The following is a 21,700-nucleotide window of genomic DNA, read 5'->3' on the forward strand; positions in this document are numbered from 1 at the left end:
GCGGATGCCGCGCGTCAGGCGGAACGCCCGGCATCCGCTGTCTGTGAATCAGTGGGCGTCGGCGACCGCGATCTGCGCGTGCAGCGGGTGCGCGTCCTCCAGTTCGGGCAGTGTGGCGGCGCCGTCGAGGCCCGTGCCCTGCGGCACGCGGATCTCGACCTCGGGCCACGACTCCCCCATGAGCTCTTCGAACCGCGAGCGGATGACGGGCGAGCGGAACACGCCGCCGACCATGCCGACGACACGGCCCTCACGGGAGTCCTCCGGGTCGGTGACACGCGACAACCCCGTGCTCACCGACAGCGCCAGTTCGCGTGCGGCCCGCAGGCTGATCTGCGCGGCGGCGGCGTCGGTGGCGGCGAGTTCGGTCACCGCCGCGGCGAACGACGCCACGATCCGCACCCGCTCGGGGTCGGACTGCAGCGCGATGTACGCCTGCTCGATGTCGGGCCACTGCTCCTTCACCACGCCGGTCAGTGCCGTCGGCGAGATGCGGCCGTCGTAGGCGCGCATCGCGGCGTCGAGCGCTTCGCGTCCGATCCAGTACGCGCTTCCGGCGTCGCCCATGATGTTGCCCCACCCATCGATCCGCGCGACGCGACGCGCGCCGACCGCGAGGGTGACCACGCCGGTGCCGGCCGCGACGACGGCGCCACGCGCGTCGCCGAGCGAACCGAGAAAGCTCGTCACCGAGTCGTGTGTGAGCAGCACGCGACGGGCCCCGAGGCCCGCCGTCAGCCGCAGCAGGGTGGCGGCATCGGCGTCGGCCGAGGTGAGCCCCGAGACGCCGACCGAGATGACGTCGAATCGCTGATCGATGTCGCCATGGAGGGCATGGGCGACCGACGCGAGCTGCGGCATGAGCGGCTCGTGGGTGCGCACCCCAGGGTAGGTGAGCTCGACCGGCGCACCGCCGGTGCGCGTGAGACGGATCTTCGTGCCGGTCTGGCCGGCATCGACGGCGAGCGACGCGGTCATGCGCGAGCCTGCCACTGCGTGTACTGCTCGATCAGGTAGGGCGCGGCCGGCTTGCCGTAGGGGCAATAGTCGTCGTTGCCCGCGGCATCCTCACGTGCATAGAGGTTCGCCGGCCAGTCCCACAGCATCAGTCCGTCGACCCAGTCGCGGGCGCGGACGGCGCGGAACATCTCGCGGTAGTACGTGAGCTGCTCCTGGCCGGACGGGTCGCCGACGAGATTCCAGTCGTTCGGAAGCTGGGCCGAGCCCTCGCGCGAGGGGCAGCCGGCCTCCATGAAGAAGAACGGCTTGCCCGATGCCTCGACCACCGGGGCGATGCGGTCCAGCTGCGCATCCCACGTGTGAACCGGGTAGTACCCGCTCGACGAGATGACATCGACCGCGTCCCACCAGGTGACGCGGTCCTCCTGATACTTGTCGCAGTTGTAGGTGATGAGCCCCGAGTAGACCTCGCGCACCTTCGAGATCAGGGCACGCCAGTGCGCCTCCTGACCGTCGGCGCGCACCATCTCGCAGCCGATGCAGAGCATCTCGCAGCCCTCCGCCTCCGCGATGCGGGCGGCGTGCAGGATGAACTCGGTGTACGACGCGAACCACTGCGTCCAGCTCGGCTCGCCGGGCACGTCCCAGTCGAAGAAGCCGATGAAGGCGCGCCAGGTGCCGTCTTCGACGTTCACGACCGGCTTGAGGCAGACCTTCATGCCGAGCGCCTTCGCCTCGCGGATCGCCCACACGATCTCGTCGTCGGTCACGGTCGGCTCGTCGCGGAACCCGATCTCGGTCGAGAACGCGGTGGCCTGCAGCGCCGAGTAGGCGATCGCCGTCCACGACACCGCGTGCTCGGACATGAGGCGCATCGAGTCCGCGGCGGCGGGTGTCGCCCACTCACCGCGGGTGCCGACCCACCCCCACGTCATGCCGCAGACGGGTCCGCCGGCCACACCGTTCATGCCGTCACCACCAGGTCGTTGCCCGAGCGCGCCACGCCGGATGCCAGCACCTGCTCAGCGGTCAGCGATGAGAGCCCGGTGACCCGGAACACGTGCTGCTCACCAGGGAGCAGCGTGATCAGCCCGCCGTCGACGACCGCCGTCGGTGCGATCTTGTCGACCAGCAACGTGAGGTCGCGCACGACGGCGCCTGCCGTGACCTGCACGTCGAACCCGTCGCCGACAGCGACGACCTCGGCGGACAGCGCAGGGTCGGCCAGCGCCGAATCGCGCGGTTCGCCGTGGAACCAGAAGCCGCGCACATCGATCGCGTCGACGACGACCAGTTCGGAGCCCGCTTGGTCGGGCTGTGCGAGTGTCAGCGGCACGCGCACCGTCTCGCGCGCGGCGACGGTCAGATCGACCGTGGTGCGCTCGAGTTCGGTGCCGTCGTAGGCGACGCGGCGAGCGACGAGCTCACCGCTCCATGCTTCGTCGGTGTCGTTGCCGACCGCGGCGAACAGGGCATCCGCCGAGCCATCGTCGCCACTGGGCAGCACGGTGACGGTGCGCGGCGCGAAGGCGTTGCGGATCGCGTGCAGGAGCGGCTTCTCGCGCCCCTCCCCGTCGATCGCAGCCCACGACGTGACCGGCCAGCAGTCGTTGATCTGCCAGACGACGGCGCCCGAGGTGTGCGGCGCGTGGCCGCGGAACCAGTCGAGTGCACACGTGACGGCGTTCGCCTGGTTGAGCTGCATGGCCCAGTGCCAGTCCTCCATCACCTCGGGCACGCGGTAGTGCCCGACGAGACCGCTGGTGAGCTTGGAGTTGCCGTCGATCGCCTTCTGGTGCACGACCATGCCCGGCGATTCGGGCGTGAGCGGGTCGTCGCTGATCGAGCCGGTGAGGGTCGTCCAGGTCGGCGGGCCCTGCCAACCGAACTCGGCGACGAAGCGCGGCTTCTGGTCGCGGTAGGTCGGCCAGTCGAGTCGGTTCCACTGCTCCCACAGGTGCATCGTGCCGTGGTCGACCTCGTTGGGGTGCCGGCCCTCGCCCGGGCTGAACGGGCTGCCGGGCGCGTACGGCACGTGCGGTGCGATCTCGCCCACGAGCGCGGGGAACAGCTCGTAGTAGTAGTACGCGCCCCACGACTTGCCGTCGAGCACCTTCTTCCAGCCCCAGTCCTCGTAGCCCCACAGGTTCTCGTTGTTGCCGGTGAGCAGCACGAGGGAGGCACGGTGACCGAGGCGGGCGATGTTCTCGCGCGCTTCGGCTTCGATCTCGCCGCGCAGCGGCTCGTCTTCGGAGTACGCGGCGCAGGCGAAGAGGAAGTCCTGCCAGGTGAGCAGGCCGAGCTCGTCGCACGCGTCGTAGAAGTCCTCGGACTCGTAGATGCCGCCGCCCCACACGCGGATGAGGTTGAGGTTGGCATCCTTCGCCTGCTGCAGACGGTGACGGTAGCGGGCGGCGTCGACACGTGTCGGGAACGCGTCGTCGGGAATCCAGTTGACGCCCTTCACGAACACGGGGCGGTCGTTGACCTCGAGCTGGAAGGGGGTGCCGGCCGCATCGGGCTCGGTGTTCCACCGCACGGTGCGGAAGCCGACGCGGCGGGTGGCCTCATCTACGGTTGCGGATGCCGCGTCCAGGCGAACGGCGACGTCGTACAGCGGCTGCGCGCCGTGCCCCGCGGGCCACCAGCGGTCGACGGCCTCGAGTTCGACGGTCGCCTCGGCGGTCGTGGCACCTGCCGGAAGCGTCACTTCGGCGGAGGTGCCTGCGACGTCCAGCACGAGCGTGAGCTCGGCATCCGTGATGCGCTCGACAGTGACGGATGCCGTGACCCGGCCGCCGTCACCGGTGGGCATCGCGACGACACGCACGTCTGCGAGTCGTGCCGTGTTCCAGGACTCGAGGCGCACACCACGCCACAGCCCGCTCGTGAAGGTCGCGATGCCCCAGTCCCAGCCGAAGCTGCACGCCGACTTGCGGATGGCGTCGTAGGGCAGCGGGTACGGACGCGGCCGGGTGCCGAGTTCGAGGCTCTGCGCGTTCGCGTGCCGCACGGGGCTGCGGAACGCGACCGTGAGGGTGTGCGCCCCTACGGTGAGCGCGTCGGCTGCGTCGATGCGGTACGAGCGGTGCTGGTTGGCGACCTCGGCGATCGGCGAGCCGTCGAGGAGGACGGTCGCGACGGTGTCGATGCCGTCGAAGACGAGCTGCATCCGCTCGGCGCGGTCGGCCTCGGTGATCTCGAACGACGTCTCATACGTCCAGTCGACGAGCCCGATCCATGCCAGCGCCGACTCGTTGTCGTCGAGGTACGGGTCGGGGATGAGGCCTGCGGCCAGCAGGTCGAGGTGCACGACGCCCGGCACGGTGGCCGGCACGGTCTGCTCGATCTGGGTGGGGCCGCCCGCTGCGCGGACGCTCCACCCGGTGTGCAGGTCGCGGCTGCGCACGGCGAGGGGTGCGATGGCGGGGGCGCTCACTTGACCGCTCCAGCCACGAGGCCCTTGTAGATCCAGCGCTGCAGGAACAGGAAGGCGATGACGGTCGGCACGATGACGAGGATCGTCGCAGCGGTGATGAGCTCCCACTGCGCGCCGAACGGTCCCTTGAACCGGTAGAGCGCGGTCGAGATGAGGTTCTCGGACTGCAGGTAGAGCGAGGGGAGGTAGAACTCGTTGTAGATGGCGATTCCCTTGATGATGACGACGGTCGCGATGGCGGGCTTGAGCAGCGGCAGCACCACTCGCCAGTAGATCGTCCAGCGGTTGGCACCGTCGATCATGGCGGCCTCGTCGAGCGAGACCGGGATCGACTGCATGAACTGAATGAAGATGTAGATGGCGATGATGTCGGTGCCCATGAACAGCAGCACGAGGGCAGCCTTCGTGTTGTAGAGCCCGAGACCGCTGATGAGCTGGAAGGTGGCGACCTGGCTGGTGACGCTGGGGATCAGCGTGGCGATGAGGAACATCACCATGATGAGCTTCTTGCCGCGGAAGTTGAACCGGTCGATGGCGTAGGCGGCCATCGTGCCGATCAGGATCGTTCCGGTCAGCGAGATCACGAGGATGATCGTGGTGTTGATGAAGCCGCCGACCATGTCACTCTTCTGCGCGGCTTCAATGAAGTTCGCGAAGTTGAGCCAGTTCTGGGGCGGGTCGAGCGGACCGGAGTTGGCGTACTCCTCCTTGGTCTTGAAGCTCGCGAAGAGCACGACCGACAGCGGCAGCAGGACGACCAGCGCCGCTCCGATGAGGGACGCGTACTTCAGGACGTTTCCGAGTGTGCGGTTCACGACAGGTCCACCTTCTCGTCGGGGAACACCTTGCGCTGGATCCAGGTGACGACCAGCACGATCGCGAGCAGGACGACGGCCATGGCTGAGGCCAACCCCACCTGCCGGAAGTTGAAGGCGGTCTGCAGGGTCTGGATCACGAACGTCGCGGTGCCGTTTGCGCCGGTGGTCATGATGTAGGGCACTTCGAACACGGACAGGCTGCCGGCGACGGCGAGGATGAACGAGAGGCCGATGATGCGGCGGATGCCGGGGAAGATGATGTGGCGGAACTGCTGCCAGCGGGTCGCACCGTCGAGCTCTGCGGCTTCGTAGAGCTCGGACGGGATCGACTGGATCGCACCGAGGAACAGGACGAAGTTGAGGCCCGTGTAGCGCCAGACCGACGTCGCAGCCAGCGAGTAGTTCGCGATCGAGGCGTCACCGATCCACTGCGGTGTCTCGGCCATGCCGAACCAGCCGAGCACGGTGTCGAGCGTTCCACCGGGCTGGAAGAGATAGAGGAAGACGAACCCGATGGCGACACCGTTGATCAGGTACGGGAAGAAGATGACGCCGCGGAAGAAGTTCGAGAACCGGGTGTTGAAGCTGAGCAGCGTCGCGAAGTAGAGGGCGATCGCCATCTGCACGAACGAGCCGATGAAGTAGTAGAGGCTCACGAAGAACACCGAGAAGATGTCGGGGTTCGTGAAGACTTCGATGTAGTTGTCGAGCCCGACGAAGTCGTCGACGGCGCCGAATCCGGTCCAGTTGTTGAGGCTGTACCAGATCATGTTGGCGGCCGGCAGGTAGGTCAGCAGCAGGAGCAGACCGAAGGCGGCGGCGATGAACAGGTACGGCGTGAGCGTGGCGAACAGGCTGCGGCCGGCCGGGCCCGCCGAGCCGCGTCGGCGGCTGCGGCGCGTGGTCGCCTGCGCGGCTGCCCCGGGAAGGGCGCCTGGGGTGCCGCTCGAAACGGATCCCGCGGTGACGGACATGGTGGTTCTCCTCTGTGTTCCGGCTGGGCCGGGGTGCCACGAGCGGAAGCGCGTGGCTGGGTGCCGTGCGGCGGCGGTCCGGGGGGCGCCGCCGCCGCACAGGCGGGGGATGTCAGCCTGCGAGCTCGCTCACGGCCGCGCCCCAGGCGTCGTTCAGCGACGAGAAGAAGGACTCCTTGTCGCCGTCGGCCTGACCGCGCGCGGTGTCGACGAGCTTCTGACGGTAGATGTTGCCCCAGATGTCGACCTGAGACTTGTCGGCGACGTTGTTGAACAGCGCCTCCTCACCGGCGACGGCCGGCTCGGACTCGATCAGCTCAACACCACCCTCGGACAGCGAGCTGAGGTTCGCGGGCAGGTCAGCAGCCTTGATTGCCGAGATCATGCCCTGCGACTCGGTGAAGCCCGAGTCCTCGACGAGCCAGTTCAGCCACGCGCGGGCGGCTTCCTTGTTCGACGAGTTCTTGTTGATGGCGAGGTTGTAGTCGCCGCCGATGGTGGCGTACTGCTTGCCGTCCTCAGCGGTGGCCGGGAAGGCCATGAAGCCCACGTTGTCAGCCGACTCACCGGCGGCCTCTGCCGCGGCGGCGAACTGCGAGATCGCCCACGAACCGAGCACCATGGTGCCGATCTTGCCGGTCGCGAAGTCGTTCTTCGACTGCTCCCAGTTCGTGGTGAGCGGGTCGGCCTCACTCAGGCCCTCCGAGACGATGTCGAACAGCAGCGAGTCGATCGCGTAGATGTCGCTGCCCTCGGTCCACGGCGACTCGTCATGGGCCATCTCGTTCTGCGCGGCCGCGTTGCCGGTGACCGCCCCGATGTTCGATGACCACTGGCCACCCAGCGGCCAGCCGTCCTTGTAGTTGGTGTAGTACGGCGTGGCGTCGGTGTTGTCGGCGATGGCCTGCAGCGCGTCGAGGAACTCGTCGTGCGTGGTCGGCAGTTCGGTGATGCCGGCCTCTTCGAAGACCGCCTTGTTGTACAGCACGCCGTTGGCGTTGCCGCCGAGCGCGATGCCGTACTGGGTACCGTCGAAGCTCGCCGGGGCCTGGAAGCGGTACGTGTCCGCCAGCTCGTCCACCGAACCGAGGGGCTCGAAGAAGTCGGCGAACTGGTCAGAGGGCACGTTCGGGATGAGCAGCACGTCGCCGTAGCCGTTCGGCGTGCTCATGCGGGTCTTGACGTCGTCGGCGTAGTTCGTGATGCCTTCGATCTTGACGTTGACCTCGGGGAACTCCTTCTGGAACTCCGCGACGTACTCGTCCCAGGTGCCGTCCGTCTCGAGGTCGGTGCGGTTGGTGAGGAACGTGATGTCGCCGGACACGGTGCCGTCGTCGTCAGCCTCGGGCGAGGTGCCGCCTGAGCAGGACGCCAGCGCCATGGTCGTTGCCGCGGCGATAGCGACAAGGCCGATGACCGCCTTGCGTGATGCCATGTGATTACTCCCTTGTATGTGTGACCCCGTCGTTGCGGTTCGAGTCCCTCGCCGCCGGGGGTTGGATGACAGCGTAGGACAGGACATGCGGAATTGTAAAGCGCTTTAGTCAGATCTGTCCTATGCTGTCTCTCACGACGGCTCCTGATATCCCGAGATATCCCGGGATTGGGCCCCAGCGCGGCCGTCAGAACCAGAGCAGATGTCCGCTCGATGTCCTTCGTGGTCATCCCGCGGACATCGAGCATCACAACGCAGTGAGGAGCAGGGATTGAGCGTTCAGCAGCGGGCGACATTGGCCGACGTTGCGGCACTCGCGGGAGTGAGCCCCAAGACCGTGTCGCGGGTGTTCAACCAGCGCGATCTGGTCGGCCCCGAGACGGTCGAGCGCGTCCTCGCGTCCGCCAAGCGGCTGCGATTCCGCCCCAACACGCTCGCCCGGGGGCTGCGCCGGGGCGGCGGCACGAACACGGTCGGCCTCATCGTCGGCGAACTGGGCAACCCGTTCTACTACAAGGTCGCATCCGGCATCGAGCGCGAACTCGCCGCCCGCGGGTACGGACTCGTGCTGGCAACAACCGACGACACCGTCGAAGGTGAAGAGCGGGTCGCCGACGCCCTCCTCGGTCAACGGATCAGCGCGCTCATCATCATCCCCGTCTCCGACGACCAGGGCTACCTCGAGGGCGAACGGCAGCTCGGCACACCGGTCGTTGCGGTCGACCGACCGGCCCGCAATCTCGTCGCCGACTCCGTCGTGCTCGACAACCGCTCCGGCGCCTACGACGCCACGAAGCGACTCCTCACCCTCGGACATCGCCGCATCGCGTACGTGTGCAATCCGGCATCCATCTCCTCACAGGCCGAGCGCATCGCCGGCTACCGCGCCGCGATGACCGAAGCAGGCATCGCCGACACGTCGGCATGGGAGCGCCTGCTCGATGACCGCGACGCGAAGCCCGCAGCCGTCGTGCGCGACCTGCTCGCCGCCCCCGACGCACCCACGGCCGTGATCTGCGGCAACAACCGCATGACCATCGGTGCACTGCGCGCGCTGCGCGAAGCAGCAGACGAGCGCACCGCCATCATCGGCTTCGACGATTTCGACACCGCCGACGTCATCGGCGTCTCCGTCATCAGCTACGACCCGCTCGAAATGGGCCGCCGCGCCGCACAGGTGGCCCTCGAACGCATCGGAGACCCCACCGGATTCACCCGGCAGCTCGTGCTGCCGACGTGGATCATCGAACGCGGTACCGGCGAACGCCCCCCGAAAGGACGCGCATGACCGACCTCCTCCACCTGCACCGTGACGGCATCTCACTGCTCGTCGATGCCAGACGCGACGACCTGCCGCGCGTGCTGCACTGGGGCCCCTCCCTCGGGTCTCCCGATGCCGCCGCACTCGAGACGACGGCCGACGCGCTCGACCGGCAGAGTGCGCCGGCGACCCTCGACGCCGCCTGGCAGCTCACGCTGCTCCCCGCCGAAGCCGACGGCTGGGCGGGCCGCCCCGGCCTGCAACTGCGTCGCGACGGCCGGCAGCTGCGCACCCGATGGCACCGTGGCACCCTCACCGCTGACGCCACCTCGCTGACGGTGGATGCCGTCGACACCGAGGGCCGCGCCACACTGCGCAGCCGTATCGAGATCGCACCCGGCGGGCTCGTGCAGGTCGCGCACACCCTCGTCAACGACGGCGACGACCCGCTCGAAGTCGACTGGGTCGAAGCGACACTGCCGGTCTCACCGTCGGTCACCCACGCGACGACGCTCGATGGTCGCTGGTCGCGGGAGAAGCGCGCCGTGACGACCGAACTGCCCACCGGCGCCGTCGCCCGGCAGTCCCGCCGCGGACGCCCCGGGCATGACGCGCCGATGTTCGTCGCCGTGTCCGAAGGCGCCCCGCAGTGGCACACCGGACGCGTGTGGGCGACGCACGTCGCCTGGTCGGCCGACACCACCTACCGCACCGACCGCGTCACCGACAGCCTGCCGCTCATCGGCGCCGGCGAGATGCTGCGACCCGGCGAACTGGTGCTCGCGACCGGCGAGACCTACGCCGCTCCCCCGGTGCTCTTCGCCTACGCCGACACCGGACTCGACGGCATCGCCGCGCAGGTGCACACGTGGCTGCGCGCGCGACCGCAGCATCCGACCTCTCCCCGCCCGTTCACCCTCAACACGTGGGAGGCGGTGTACTTCGACCACGATCCCGCCCAGCTCGACCGGCTCGCGGTGCGGGCGTCGGAGGTGGGCGTCGAGCGATTCGTGCTCGACGACGGCTGGTTCACCGGTCGCCGCGACGACACGACGAGCCTCGGCGACTGGGATGTCGATACGACCGTCTGGCCCGACGGCCTCCGCCCCCTCGCCGATCGCGTGCACGGACTCGGCATGCAGTTCGGGCTGTGGTTCGAGCCCGAGATGATCAGCCTGCGCTCCGACCTCGCAGGCGCCCACCCCGACTGGCTGTTGCACGACCCGCGGCACCTCGCACACGACCCCGCGCTGTCGTGGCGTACCCAGTTCGTGTTCGACCTCGCGAACCCCGGCGCATACGCGCACGTGCTGGAGCGAATGGACGCCCTCGTCGGTGACATCGGCATCGACTACATCAAGTGGGACCACAACCGCGATCTCGTCGAGGCCGTGCACGACGGGCGACCGGGCGTGCACGCGCACACCCTCGCCGTCTACCGCCTCATCGCAGAGCTGAAGTCCCGGCATCCTGGCCTGGAGATCGAGTCGTGCTCGAGCGGCGGTGCCCGCACCGACCTCGGCATCATGGCCGTCTGCGACCGGGTGTGGGGCAGCGACTCGAACGACCCGGTCGAGCGTCAGGACATCCAGCGGTGGACCGGCCTGCTGCTGCCCCCGGAGCTCGTCGGCGCGCACGTCGGCCCGACGCGTTCGCACAGCTCGGGGCGCGTGACCGACCTGTCGTACCGCATCGCGACGAGCCTCATGGGCTCGGCGGGGCTCGAATGGGACATCCTCTCGTGCAACGACGAGGAGACCGCGACGATCACCCGCTTCGCGGCGCTCTACAAGGAGCTGCGACCCGTCCTGCACACGGGCACCGTGGTGCACCCGCCGCTGCGCGACCCCGCCTGGCGCGTGACCGGATTCGTCGGTGCGGATGCCGCGGTCTACATCGTCGCGACCGTCGCCGGCCTCGAAGACGCCCGCGCCGAGCGGCTCGTGCTGACCGGCCTCGACCCCGACCGCACCTACCGGGTGCGCCTGCGCGACGAGATCGGCCGCCCCGCAGCCGGCTGGGTGCTGCCGCCGTGGTTCACCGCAGGCGAGGTCACCCTCCCCGGCAGCGTGCTGACCTCCGTCGGCATCCAGCTGCCCACTCTGTGGCCGCTGCAGGCCTTCGTGCTGCACGCGACCGCCGTCGCCTGACGCCGAGACTGCATCTGCGCCGTCGAGACCTCGCCCTTTCCAGACGAACCTGTCACCAGTTCGTTCCTCACGCCCCGATCTCCGCCAGAATGGCTTTAGGGCCTTCGTCTTCTACCGTTGATGACCCGCTAGCATTCGCAATTCCGGGGACCATGACTAGACCCGAGATAAGCGTTCCCGAAACGATGATCGCGCTTCGACTTCGCGTCCAACCAGTTGGGATTATGTGAGCCCCGTTCGATTTCCCAATAGTCTGCTCGCGATAATATGCCCCCCCTGGGGGGGGTCAAGCTGGCTGAGTTGCGGGGCGTGCGGTCGCGTTCAATGCGACCGCGACGCGCGGCGTTGCTCCAACGAGCACCAATCCTGATGAGCCAACTCCGTTCGCCTGCTGTATGCGGGTGGGCTCGACCCTATGGGGTGTGGGTTCGGCGACGACGGTGGCCGGGGGTGGGCTCGGCGGGGTAGCTCAGATCCCGTCGATGATGGCGTTCAGCGTGGCGCTGGGACGCATGACGGCGGTGACCTTCTCGAGGTCGGGGTGGTAGTAGCCGCCCACGTCGGTCGCCTGACCCTGCACCGCGTTGAGCTCGGCGACGATGGCCTCCTCGCCCGCGGCGAGGGCGTCTGCCACCGGCGCGAACGCTGCAGCGAGGTCGGTGTCGGTCGTCTGCTTCGCCAGCTCCTGCGCCCAGTACAGCGCGAGGTAGTAGTGGCTGCCGCGGTTGTCGATCGTGCCGAGCTTGCGGCCGGGCGACTTGTCCTCTTCGAGGAACGTGCCGGTCGCGGCATCCAGCGTGTCGGCGAGGATCTGCGCCTTGCCGTTGCCCTCGCGCTCGGCGAGGTGCTCGAACGATGCCGCGAGGGCGAAGAACTCGCCCAGCGAGTCCCAGCGCAGATAGTTCTCTTCGAGCAGCTGCTGCACGTGCTTGGGCGCCGAGCCGCCGGCGCCCGTCTCGAACAGTCCGCCGCCGGCCAGCAGCGGCACGATCGAGAGCATCTTGGCCGACGTGCCGACCTCGAGGATCGGGAACAGGTCGGTCAGGTAGTCACGCAGCACGTTGCCGGTCACCGAGATCGTGTCGAGGCCATGACGCATGCGGGCGAGCGTGTAACGGGTCGCTTCGGCGGGAGCCAGGATGCTGATCTGCACACCGGTCGTGTCGAGCAGCGCGAGTGCCTGGTGCACCTTCGCGATCAGCTGCGCGTCGTGCGAGCGGTTCACGTCGAGCCAGAACACGGCCGGCGATCCGGTCGCGCGGGCGCGGCCGACGGCCAGCTTCACCCAGTCGATGACCGCGATGTGCTTGGTCTGCGTGGCACGCCAGATGTCGCCGGCCTGCACCTCGTGCTCGATGAGCACTTCGCCCTCACCGTCGACGATCTGCACGGTACCGGCCGACGCGATCTCGAACGTCTTGTCGTGGCTTCCGTACTCCTCGGCGGCCTGCGCCATGAGGCCGACGTTCGGCACGGTGCCGATCGTGGTGGGGTCGAGCGGGCCGTTGGCGATCACGTCGTCGATGACGGCCTGGTAGACGCCGGCATACGACGAGTCGGGGATGACGGCGATCGTGTCGTCTTCGCCGCCGTCGACGCCCCACAGCTTGCCGCCGTTGCGCACGAGCGCGGGCATCGAGGCATCCACGATGACGTCCGACGGCACGTGCAGGTTGGTGATGCCCTTGTCGGAGTTGACGTACGACAGGCGCGGACCGGCCTGCAGCGCAGCGTCGAACGCGGCGGCGATCTCGTCGCCGTTCGCGACCTCGCCCAGTCCGCTGAGGATCGAGCCGAGACCGTTGTTCGGGGTGAGGCCCGCCTCGGCGAGCGCGTCGCCGTAGCGGGCGAAGATGTCGGCGAAGAACGCCTTGACGACATGGCCGAAGATGATCGGGTCGCTGACCTTCATCATCGTGGCCTTCAGGTGCACCGAGTACAGCACGTCGTCGGCCTTCGCCTGCTCGAGCGTCTCAGCCAGGAAGGCGTCGAGCGCCGCGGCGGAGAGGAATGTCGCGTCGATGATCTCGCGCGGCAGCACCTTGAGGTTGTCCTTGAGCACCGTGACCGTGCCGTCGGTCGCGGTGTGACGGACCGTGAGGACGTCGTCGTGGGCGGCGACCCAGCTCTTCTCGTTCGAACGGAAGTCGTCCTGACCCATCGTCGCGACACGGGTCTTCGAGCCCTCGGGGAACGGCTTGTTGCGGTGCGGGTGCTTGCGCGCGTAGTTCTTGACCGACAGCGGGGCGCGTCGGTCGCTGTTGCCCTCGCGCAGCACCGGGTTGACCGCCGAACCCTTGATGCGGTCGTAGCGGGCGCGGATGTCCTTCTCTTCGATCGAAGCGGGCTCATCCGGGTAGTCGGGCACGTCGAAGCCCTGCGCCTGCAGCTCCGCGATCGCGGCCTTCAGCTGCGGGATCGATGCCGAGATGTTCGGCAGCTTGATGATGTTCGCCTCGGGCAGCGTGGCCAGGCCGCCGAGCTCTGCCAGCGCGTCGCCGACCTGCTGGTCGTCGGTCAGCCGCTGCGGGAACGTGGCCAGCACGCGGCCGGCCAGCGAGATGTCGCGCGTCTCGACCTCGATGCCCGCCTGGCCCGCGTAGGCCTGGATGATCGGCAGGAACGAGGCGGTGGCGAGCGCCGGGGCCTCGTCGGTGTAGGTGTAGATGATGGTCGACTCGGACATCGGTCGTCGCTTCTCCGTTCGCGGGGACGTACTTCTCCGCATACAAAACTACCGTGCGCCTCGCCGTGGGCCGATTCGGGATCGCGACCGACAGGTGCCAGTCGCGCCGGCGCCCGGTAGCCTGGGTGCATGACTGAGCTGCGACTGGTGGAACTGTCGGCCTCGACGATCGTGGCCGTGAACACGATGTCGCTCAAGCCCGGCCAGGAGCAGTTCCTCGCACCGGCCAGCTACGCGGTCGCCGCGGCCGTCGTGAACCCCGCGACCTCGTGGCAGCGCGTCGTCCTCGACGGCGATCAGGTCGTCGGATTCGTGAGCGCGAACTTCGATCTCGACGCCCCGCAGGAGCATTTCCGTTCCGTGCTGTGGCGCATCAACGTCGATGCCGACGATCAGGGCCGCGGTGTCGGCCGCTTCGCCGTCGAGCAGTTGCTCGAGGAGGCCCGTCGCCGCGGCATGGACCACCTCAACGTCATCTACGAAGCCGGCGAAGGCGGCCCCGAGGCCTTCTTCGAGCGCGTCGGCTTCACCCCGGTCGACGAGACCGAATACGGCGAGGTCGTCGCCCAGATCCGCCTGTAGTCCCGGCATCCCCTCGCGTGCTGCGCCGCCTTCTCGCTGCCGCTGTCGGGTCGCAGATTCGGAGAATGACGTCGGATTCGGAGCATTCCGGCCGGTGCAGCCGAATCCGGTGACGTGATCCGAATCTGGTGACGCCGCGGCACGCGTCACCGCCTCCTCCACTGCGGCTGACTCGCGCGACTTGTCCACGGATGCCGGTGCACTGTCTCTCCCCGGCACGTCCAGCGGGTGAAGATTCCGGGCATGGACATCCGCCATCTCGTCGACCGGCACGGTGGCATCGTGCACCGCGATCTCGTGCTCGATGCCGGCGTCTCAGCACGCGCACTGCGCGCCGCGGTCACTCGCGGAGAGATCGAACGCGTACGCCGCTACTGGCTCGCGACCGAGCACGCGCCGATCGACCTGCGTCGCGCCGCCGAGGCGAGCGGCAGAGTCGCGTGCGTCTCGTTCGCGCGCCAGCGCGGCTGGTGGATGCCGGATGACGTCGACACTCGGCTCCACCTGCACGTCGGACCGAACGCCGAAGCCCCCGCTGCGGATGCCGTCGTCCATTGGTCGCGTCCGCTCGTCGCGGTCGGGAGGCATGTGCTGACCGAATCGGTCGACGACGCACTGGAGCACATTGCGGACTGCGTGCCGCACGAGGCTGCGCTCGTGCTGTGGGAGGCGGCGATCCGCGCCGAGCAGCGAACGGCCGCAGATCTGCGGCGGGTGCAGTGGCGCAGTGCAGCGGCATCCCGCCTGTCGATGGAGGTGACGGGCCTGTCGGACAGTGGGCTCGAGACGCGCTTCGTCGGACGCATCCGCGGCTGGGGACTCGCCCTGGAGCAACAGGTGTGGCTCGCGGGGCACCCGGTCGACGTGCTGATCGGCGACCGCCTCGTCGTGCAGCTCGACGGGTTCGCGCACCACTCGTCATCCGCAGATCGCACCCGAGACCTCGCGCACGACCGCGAGCTCACCGCCCGCGGCTACACGGTGCTGCGCTTCTCGTACGTCGAGGTGATGCACCGCTGGCCCGCGGTCGAGCGCGCACTCCAGCGCGCGCTCGCGCAGGGCGCGCACCTCGCCGCGTGACCTGTGTCATCGGATTCGGACTCCGTCACCGGATTCGGATCGAGCACGCGTCCCGATCCGAATCCGGTGACATTCTCCGAATCTGCGACGGCGGCCTCAGACGAGGGACTCCCGCCACGCCCGGGGTCCCCGAGTCGTCAGACGAGGGACTCCCTCCAAGCACTGTGCAGCTGCGCGAACTTGCCGGTGCCGGCGATGAGCACCTCGGGGGTGTCGTCCTCGATGATGCGGCCGTGCTCCATGACGAGCACGCGGTCGGCGATCGCGACCGTCGACAGCCGGTGGGCGATGATGATCGCGGTGCGGTCGGCCAGCAGCGTCTGCAGGGCGTCCTGGATCTGTCGCTCACTCGGGATGTCGAGGGATGCCGTGGCCTCATCGAGGATCAGCACCGCAGGGTCGGCGAGGAACGCCCGCGCGAACGAGATCAGCTGCCGCTGGCCCGCCGAGACGCGGCCGCCGCGCTTGTTCACGTCGGTCGCGTACCCGTCGGGCAGGCGCTCGATGAAGGCATCGGCTCCCACCGCGCGCGCCGCGATCTTGATCTCGTCGAGCGTCGCGTCGGGCTTGCCGAGCGCGATGTTGTCGGCGACGGTCCCGCTGAACAGGTACGCCTCCTGCGTGACCATGACGATCGCGCGGCGCAGATCCTTCGGGTGCAGCGAACGCAGGTCGACACCGTCGAGGGTCACCCGTCCCCGCGTCGGGTCGTAGAACCTCGACACGAGCTTGGCGAGCGTCGACTTGCCTGCACCCGTGGTACCCACCAGCGCGATCGTCTGGCCGGCCGGGATGTCGAGCGAGAAGTCGGGCAGGATGACGCGGTCGTCCGAGTAGCCGAACGTGACGTCGTCGAACGAGACGTGCCCGCGCGAGGTCCACAGGTCGACGGGCTGGTCGGGGTCGGGCACGGTCGGCTGCTCCTCGAGCACGCCCGACACCTTCTCGAGCGCCGCGGTCGCAGACTGGTACGAGTTCAGGAAGAACGCGACCTCCTGCAGCGGCGAGAAGAAGTTGCGCACGTACAGCACACCGGCCAGCAGTGTGCCGAGCCCCAGGATCCCGTCGACGAACCGCAGCCCGCCCCACAGCAGCACGAGCGCGACCGTGACCGCGGCCACCGCCATGAGCGCCGGTTCGAACGTGCCGAACAGGCGGATCGAGCGCATGTTGACCTCGCGGTACTGCGCCGACAGCTCGCCGAACTCGTCGTCGTTGCGCGGTTCCTTGCGGAACGCCTTGACGGCGCGGATGCCGGTCATCGTCTCGACGAACTTGACGATCACCTGCGCGCTGATGACACGCGACTCGCGGTAGACCTTCTGCGAGCTGATGAAGAACCAGCGCATCAGCAGGAACACGGGAATGCCCATGACGGCGAGGATGACGCCCGACTGCCAGTCGAGCAGGATCAGCGCGATGAGCGTGAATCCGCCGTACAGCACGCCCGAAACGAGTTCGTTGAGGCCGCCGTCGAGCAGCTCGCGGATCGAGTCGAGGTCGCTCGTCTGGCGCGAGATGATGCGGCCCGACGTGTACGACTCGTGGAACTCGAGGCTGAGCCGCTGCGTGTGCACGAAGATGCGCTTGCGCAGATCGAGCATGATCGCCTGCGTGAGGCGCGCGGCGACCACCGCGTACCAGCCGATCAGCGCCGCACCGCCGACACCGGCGACGAGGTAGACCACGACGACGCCGATCGTCGGCATCCAGACGGCATGGTCGAGGATGCGGGGCAGCGCCTCGTTGATGCCGTAGGCGATCAGGGCGGGGCCTGCCACGCGCAGCGCGGTTGAGACGACGAGCACGGCGGCGGCCAGCACGAGCTGGGCCTTCAGTGGGCGGGCGAGTGAACCCAGCAGTCGCAGCGAACGCTGCCGGATGGCACGCGATTCGTCGCGCGTGTAGTCGGAGCGGTCTTCACCGCTGGTACCCGAAACGGTCGTGGTGCTCACAGGTTCACCTCCCTCTCCCGCATGCGGGCTTGTTCGTCTTCAAGGCTCGAGATGACGTGACGGTAGTGCTGGCTGGTGCGCAGCAGGTCGCTGTGCGTGCCGACCGCCGTGATGCGTCCCGCCTCGAGCAGTGCCACGCGGTCGGCGAGGGTCACGGTCGAGGGCCGGTGCGCGACGACGAGCGCTGTCGTCTCATGCAGCACCTCGCGCAGCGCATCTTCGACGAGCTTCTCGGTGTCGACGTCGAGCGCCGACAGCGGGTCGTCGAGCACGAGCACCGAGGGACGTGCGGCGACGGCACGGGCGAGCGCCAACCGCTGACGCTGTCCGCCCGAAAGCGACAGGCCCTCTTCGCCGATCACCGTGTCGACGCCCTGCGGCAGGTCGTCGACGAACTGCGCCTGCGCGACGGCGAGCGCCTCGCGCAGCACGGTCTCGGCCTCGGGCGACCCCGGTTCGAGGTCTTCACGGCCCAGCAGCACGTTGTCGCGCACGGTCTGCGAGAACAGGGTCGCGTCTTCGAACGCCATGCCCACGCGGGTGCGCAGTTCGTGCAGCGTCAGGTCTCGCACGTCGACGCCGTCGAGCGTCACCCGCCCCTCGGTCACGTCGTACAGGCGCGCCGGAAGGGTCGTGAGCGTCGTCTTGCCCGAACCAGTCAGGCCGACCAGCGCCATCGTCTCGCCCGGCTCGAGCACCAGGTCGATGCCGTCGAGCAGGTCGCGCTCGGTGGTCGCGGCATCCTGGTAGCGGAAGTGCACACCCTCGAACGCGAGCGCGCCGCGGCTGCTGCCGGGCGTCACCGGGGACTCGGGGTCGTCGATCGTGTTGTGCTCGTCGAACACCTCGAAGATGCGGTCGGTCGCGGTGCGCGCGTCGAGCAGGAACGAGAACAGGAAGCCGATCGATTCCATGGGCCAACGCAGCACAGTGGCCATGGCGAAGAACGCGACGAGTTCGGCCGCGTCGAGCTGTCCGTTCAGGATCAGCGCGATGCCGACGCCCAGGCACAGCGCGAACGCGATGTCGGGCAGCAGCACGAGCCAGAACCAGATGAGACCGACCGAGCGCGCCTTGCTGAGTTCGGTCTCGCGCAGCGTCTCGGCCTGGCGGGTGAACTTGACGAGGGCGTGCTTGCCGCGGCCGAAGGCCTTGAGCACACGGATGCCGTGCACCGACTCCTCGACCGCCGTCGCGAGGTCGCCGGCCTGGTCCTGACTCTGACGGGCGAGCGTCCCGTACCGCTTCTCGAAGCGGTAGCCCGCGTACCACAGCGGCGCGCACACGACGATGAATGTCGTGCCGAGCAGCCAGTGCCAGCGGAACAGCAGCACCGCGCCGACCGCGATCGTGAGGACGTTGACGACCAGCAGCACGAGGCCGAACGCCATCCAGCGGCGCATCATGCTGATGTCCTGCATCATGCGGCTGAGCAGCTGACCCGACTGCCAACGGTCGTGGAACGCGACCGGCAGGCGCTGCAGCTTCTCGTAGAAGCTCGTGCGGATGTCGTATTCGACCTTCGTGGCGGGGGCGAGCACGAACCAGCGGCGTGCCCACACCATGAGCGCTTCGAGCAGCCCGAGCACGAGGATCGCGGCCGCGCCCCAAAAGAGCGCGCCACGGTCGCCGGATTCGAGATCGATGCTGCGCACGACCTCTTCGAGGACGAGCGGGATGCTGAGGGCGAGCAGGCTCGCTGCGAGCGCACTCGCGGCGCCGAGCGCAAGCCGCGGGAGCACGTTCTTGGCAAAGGGGTAGAGCCGCGCGAGTGCGCGGAATGTCGAGAGGGACGACCGGGAGGTGTCAGAAGTGGTCATGAGCCTTTGTGGGGACGATGGCGGGTGCGTCGGTTGGACGGCGATGTTCGAGAGGGCGCACGGTGGCGCCGCAGGACGGAGCCCTGCCGGGGGTAACGCTGACGGTGGCGGGTCTATGCCGCCGGGAATGACGTCGGGTTCAACCCTGGCGCGTCGCGGCCGGCGAAGCAGAGACTCCCGCGACGAAGAGGGCGGCCGGCTTCGTGTCGATGACGATGAGCTGGTACATGGTTCCTCCTCGGTACGGGGCCCTCTCGGGCGCGATGTGCGGTCGGAGGTCACTTGAGCGACGCGACAGCCCTCCAGCCTATGCCGAGAGCTTGAAACGTCGCAAGCCCCGGATCCGATGGATTCGGGGCTTGCAACGTTCGAGTGGTCTCAGGCGGCCTCGCGGTCAAGCAGCGACCGCTTGACGGCGGTGCCCCACGCGAATCCGCCGAGGCTGCCGTCGCCGCGCAGCACGCGGTGGCACGGTACGAACAGGGCGGGTGCGTTGCGGGCGCAGATGGATGCCGCGGCCCGCACGGCGCTGGGCTTGCCGAGTGCTGCGGCGAACTCTGTGTAACTGAGGGGCTCCCCCGGGGTGATGCGACGCAGCGCAGCCCAGCCTGCCAGTTGCAGTTCGGTGCCGCGCTGCGCGACGGCGACGTCGTCGATCGCGGCGACGTCGCCGCCGTAATAGGCGTGGACGGCGTCGGCCGCGTCGGTGTCGCCGATCCGCACATCGACGGGCGGCGCGGCGAGGCGGCCGAGGATCGCGTCGTGGTCTGCGGTCCACCCCGAGGCGAGCACGCGCTGGCGGTCGTCGACGAGCAGGGTGAAGGCGCCGTCGGCGGTGTCGATGGTCTGGATGATGGCGGTCATGTCTGGCTCCTGTTCAGAGGCTTCGCGGTGTTCTTCGGCGGCACGTTGCGCCACAGGTGGGCAGTGAGGGAGCTGCGCCAGGGCGATGTGCGGCGCGCCCAAGCGTCGAGGGCGCGGGCCTCCCCCGGCAGGCCCGCGGCCGCTCCACCGGCGCGGACGGCGACATCGCCGGGCAGGAAGACGTCTGGGTCGCCCGTCACCCGCATCCGCACGTAGTCGGCCGTCCACGGTCCGATGCCGGGCATCGCGAGCAGTGCTTCGCGCTGGGCCGCGTTGTCGTCGCCCGAGGTGAGTGTGAGCTCCCCCGACGCCAGGGCGGCTGCCGCCCCGACGATCGCGCGGATGCGGGCCTGCGGGCCCCGAAGGACACCCGCCCCATGCTCGGCGATCGCGGCCATGGTGGGGAACAGCCTGTGCGTGCCCTCGTGCGTCTCGACCGTCTCGCCGAGCGCTGCGGTGAGCGCGGTGAGCGCCGTGCGGGCTGCGACGACGGTGATCTGTTGGCCGACCATCGCACGGATGAGCATCTCGTGCGGGTCGGCGGCACCGGGCACGCGGATGCCGGGGACGCGTGCCACGAGCGGTGCGAGTTCGGGGTGTTCGGAGAGGGCGGTGTCGATCGCGGACGGGTCGGCGTCGAGATCGAACAGTCGCCGCGCGCGAGCGACGAGCACGGGCAGATCGCTCAGTCGCTGCAGTCGCGCCTGCAGGCGGAGCCGGTCGCCTTCTCGCCGCACACGGAACCAGGCCGAGCCGCCCGGGAGGGCGATGGCGCGAGCATAGTCCTCTGCACCTGCCACCTCGACGCAGTCGATCGCGCGGGCTCGCATCCAGTCGAACAGGCCCGCCGTGTCGATGGGCCCGCGAAGCGGCAGCGCGAGGTCGATGCCGCCCACGGCAGCACCGTCGCTCGCCCGGCGCCGCGAACGCAATTCGAGCGGCGTGAGCCCGAATACCTCGCGCACCGTCTCGTTGAACTGACGGATGCTCGCGAAGCCCGCCGAGAACGCGACGTCGGCCGCGGGCAGATCGGTGCCGACGAGCAGCATCCGTGCCGTGTGCGCACGCTGCGCCCTGGCGAGGGCGAGCGGACCTGCACCGAGCTCCGCGGCGAGCAGGCGCGTGAGGTGCCGTGGGGAGTACCCCAGCCGCGAGGCGAGCCCCGACACGCCCTCGCGCTCGACGACGCCTTCGGCGATCAACCGCATCGCACGACCTGCGACGTCGGAGCGCACGTCCCAATCGGGTGAGCCCGGGGCGGCCTCGGGGAGGCACCGCTTGCAGGCGCGGAATCCGGCCTCGTGGGCGGCGGCGCTCGTCGGATAGAAGCTGACGTTGGCGGGTTTGGGCGTGCGGGCCGGGCAGCTGGGCCGGCAGTAGATGCCCGTCGAGTGCACGGCGGTGACGAACTGCCCGTCGAAGCGGGCGTCGCGCGCATCGATCGCACGGTATCGCTCATCGAAGGTCAGCGTGTGGGGCATGTCACTACTCTGACACGCCACACCGACACCGACTGGCGGAAATCGGACATGGCAGTGACCCTCGATGCCGACGACCGATTTCCGCGCGACCGAGAGTCTCGCGGACACCGCGCGACGCGACTGGCGTGGGCACCATGACGGACGCCACGCTCACCCCGTTGCTCCAGGCGCAGGTGCGCAACGGGTTCTCCGCCA

The 21,700-nt window shown here is 68.8% G+C and carries 15 protein-coding genes; 4 read left to right on the top strand and 11 right to left on the bottom strand.

Annotated elements, in window-relative coordinates; all coding sequences use genetic code 11:
• Positions 1–48 precede the first annotated feature (48 nt).
• The 6 genes from ACSF8R_RS03795 to ACSF8R_RS03820 all read right to left on the bottom strand — a co-directional run bounded on the left by ACSF8R_RS03795 (position 49) and on the right by ACSF8R_RS03820 (position 7,626).
• Positions 49–978: an N-acetylglucosamine kinase gene (locus ACSF8R_RS03795; RefSeq protein WP_434810533.1), complete on the bottom strand. Its 930-nt coding sequence runs from the start codon at positions 976–978 to the stop codon at positions 49–51.
• Entirely contained in the window at positions 975–1,928 is a 954-nt protein-coding gene (locus tag ACSF8R_RS03800; protein ID WP_434810534.1) for a glycoside hydrolase family 113, read from the bottom strand. The genes ACSF8R_RS03795 and ACSF8R_RS03800 overlap by 4 nt, the downstream gene beginning before the upstream one ends.
• Positions 1,925–4,399, bottom strand: a complete 2,475-nt coding sequence (locus tag ACSF8R_RS03805) for a glycoside hydrolase family 2 protein (RefSeq protein ID WP_434810535.1) — start codon at positions 4,397–4,399, stop codon at positions 1,925–1,927. The genes ACSF8R_RS03800 and ACSF8R_RS03805 overlap by 4 nt, the downstream gene beginning before the upstream one ends.
• Positions 4,396–5,214, bottom strand: a complete 819-nt coding sequence (locus ACSF8R_RS03810; RefSeq protein ID WP_434810536.1) for a carbohydrate ABC transporter permease — start codon at positions 5,212–5,214, stop codon at positions 4,396–4,398. The genes ACSF8R_RS03805 and ACSF8R_RS03810 overlap by 4 nt, the downstream gene beginning before the upstream one ends.
• Positions 5,211–6,191, bottom strand: coding sequence for a carbohydrate ABC transporter permease (locus ACSF8R_RS03815; RefSeq protein ID WP_434810537.1), 981 nt, complete (start codon positions 6,189–6,191; stop codon positions 5,211–5,213). The genes ACSF8R_RS03810 and ACSF8R_RS03815 overlap by 4 nt, the downstream gene beginning before the upstream one ends.
• A gap of 112 nt (positions 6,192–6,303) precedes the next feature.
• Positions 6,304–7,626: an ABC transporter substrate-binding protein gene (locus ACSF8R_RS03820; RefSeq protein ID WP_434810538.1), complete on the bottom strand. Its 1,323-nt coding sequence runs from the start codon at positions 7,624–7,626 to the stop codon at positions 6,304–6,306.
• A 271-nt stretch (positions 7,627–7,897) separates the two neighbouring features.
• Here ACSF8R_RS03820 and ACSF8R_RS03825 point away from each other — a divergent pair, with 271 nt between their 5' ends.
• Positions 7,898–8,914, top strand: a complete 1,017-nt coding sequence (locus tag ACSF8R_RS03825) for a LacI family DNA-binding transcriptional regulator (RefSeq protein ID WP_434810539.1) — start codon at positions 7,898–7,900, stop codon at positions 8,912–8,914.
• Complete coding sequence (locus tag ACSF8R_RS03830) at positions 8,911–11,037, top strand: alpha-galactosidase (protein WP_434810540.1); 2,127 nt, start codon at positions 8,911–8,913, stop codon at positions 11,035–11,037. The genes ACSF8R_RS03825 and ACSF8R_RS03830 overlap by 4 nt, the downstream gene beginning before the upstream one ends.
• Positions 11,038–11,506: 469 nt before the next feature.
• Here ACSF8R_RS03830 and ACSF8R_RS03835 read toward each other — a convergent pair whose 3' ends face one another.
• Positions 11,507–13,723, bottom strand: a complete 2,217-nt coding sequence (locus ACSF8R_RS03835; RefSeq protein WP_434810541.1) for an NADP-dependent isocitrate dehydrogenase — start codon at positions 13,721–13,723, stop codon at positions 11,507–11,509.
• A 129-nt stretch (positions 13,724–13,852) separates the two neighbouring features.
• Between ACSF8R_RS03835 and ACSF8R_RS03840 the strand changes: the two genes are divergently transcribed.
• Together ACSF8R_RS03840 and ACSF8R_RS03845 are read left to right on the top strand one after the other, a co-directional pair.
• A complete protein-coding gene (locus tag ACSF8R_RS03840) occupies positions 13,853–14,305 on the top strand; it encodes a GNAT family N-acetyltransferase (RefSeq protein WP_434810542.1) in 453 nt (150 codons plus the stop codon).
• 243 nt (positions 14,306–14,548) lie between these two features.
• Complete coding sequence (locus tag ACSF8R_RS03845; protein WP_434810543.1) at positions 14,549–15,385, top strand: DUF559 domain-containing protein; 837 nt, start codon at positions 14,549–14,551, stop codon at positions 15,383–15,385.
• 137 nt (positions 15,386–15,522) lie between these two features.
• On the opposite strand, the gene ACSF8R_RS03850 is transcribed toward ACSF8R_RS03845, so the two are convergent.
• From ACSF8R_RS03850 to ACSF8R_RS03865, 4 genes are all read right to left on the bottom strand, one after another.
• Positions 15,523–17,340, bottom strand: a complete 1,818-nt coding sequence (locus tag ACSF8R_RS03850) for an ABC transporter ATP-binding protein (RefSeq protein ID WP_434810544.1) — start codon at positions 17,338–17,340, stop codon at positions 15,523–15,525.
• Positions 17,337–19,160 (bottom strand): ABC transporter ATP-binding protein, encoded by a 1,824-nt coding sequence (locus ACSF8R_RS03855; RefSeq protein WP_434810545.1) that lies wholly within the window; start codon positions 19,158–19,160, stop codon positions 17,337–17,339. The genes ACSF8R_RS03850 and ACSF8R_RS03855 overlap by 4 nt, the downstream gene beginning before the upstream one ends.
• A gap of 378 nt (positions 19,161–19,538) precedes the next feature.
• The gene (locus ACSF8R_RS03860; protein WP_434810546.1) at positions 19,539–20,024 is read right to left on the bottom strand and encodes a methylated-DNA--[protein]-cysteine S-methyltransferase; all 486 of its coding nucleotides are present in this window, start codon (positions 20,022–20,024) and stop codon (positions 19,539–19,541) included.
• Complete coding sequence (locus tag ACSF8R_RS03865; RefSeq protein WP_434810547.1) at positions 20,021–21,505, bottom strand: AlkA N-terminal domain-containing protein; 1,485 nt, start codon at positions 21,503–21,505, stop codon at positions 20,021–20,023. The genes ACSF8R_RS03860 and ACSF8R_RS03865 overlap by 4 nt, the downstream gene beginning before the upstream one ends.
• Between the last annotated feature and the right edge of the window lie 195 nt (positions 21,506–21,700).

This window comes from Microbacterium sp. bgisy189 (genome assembly GCF_965345345.1).
Lineage (GTDB): Bacteria > Actinomycetota > Actinomycetes > Actinomycetales > Microbacteriaceae > Microbacterium.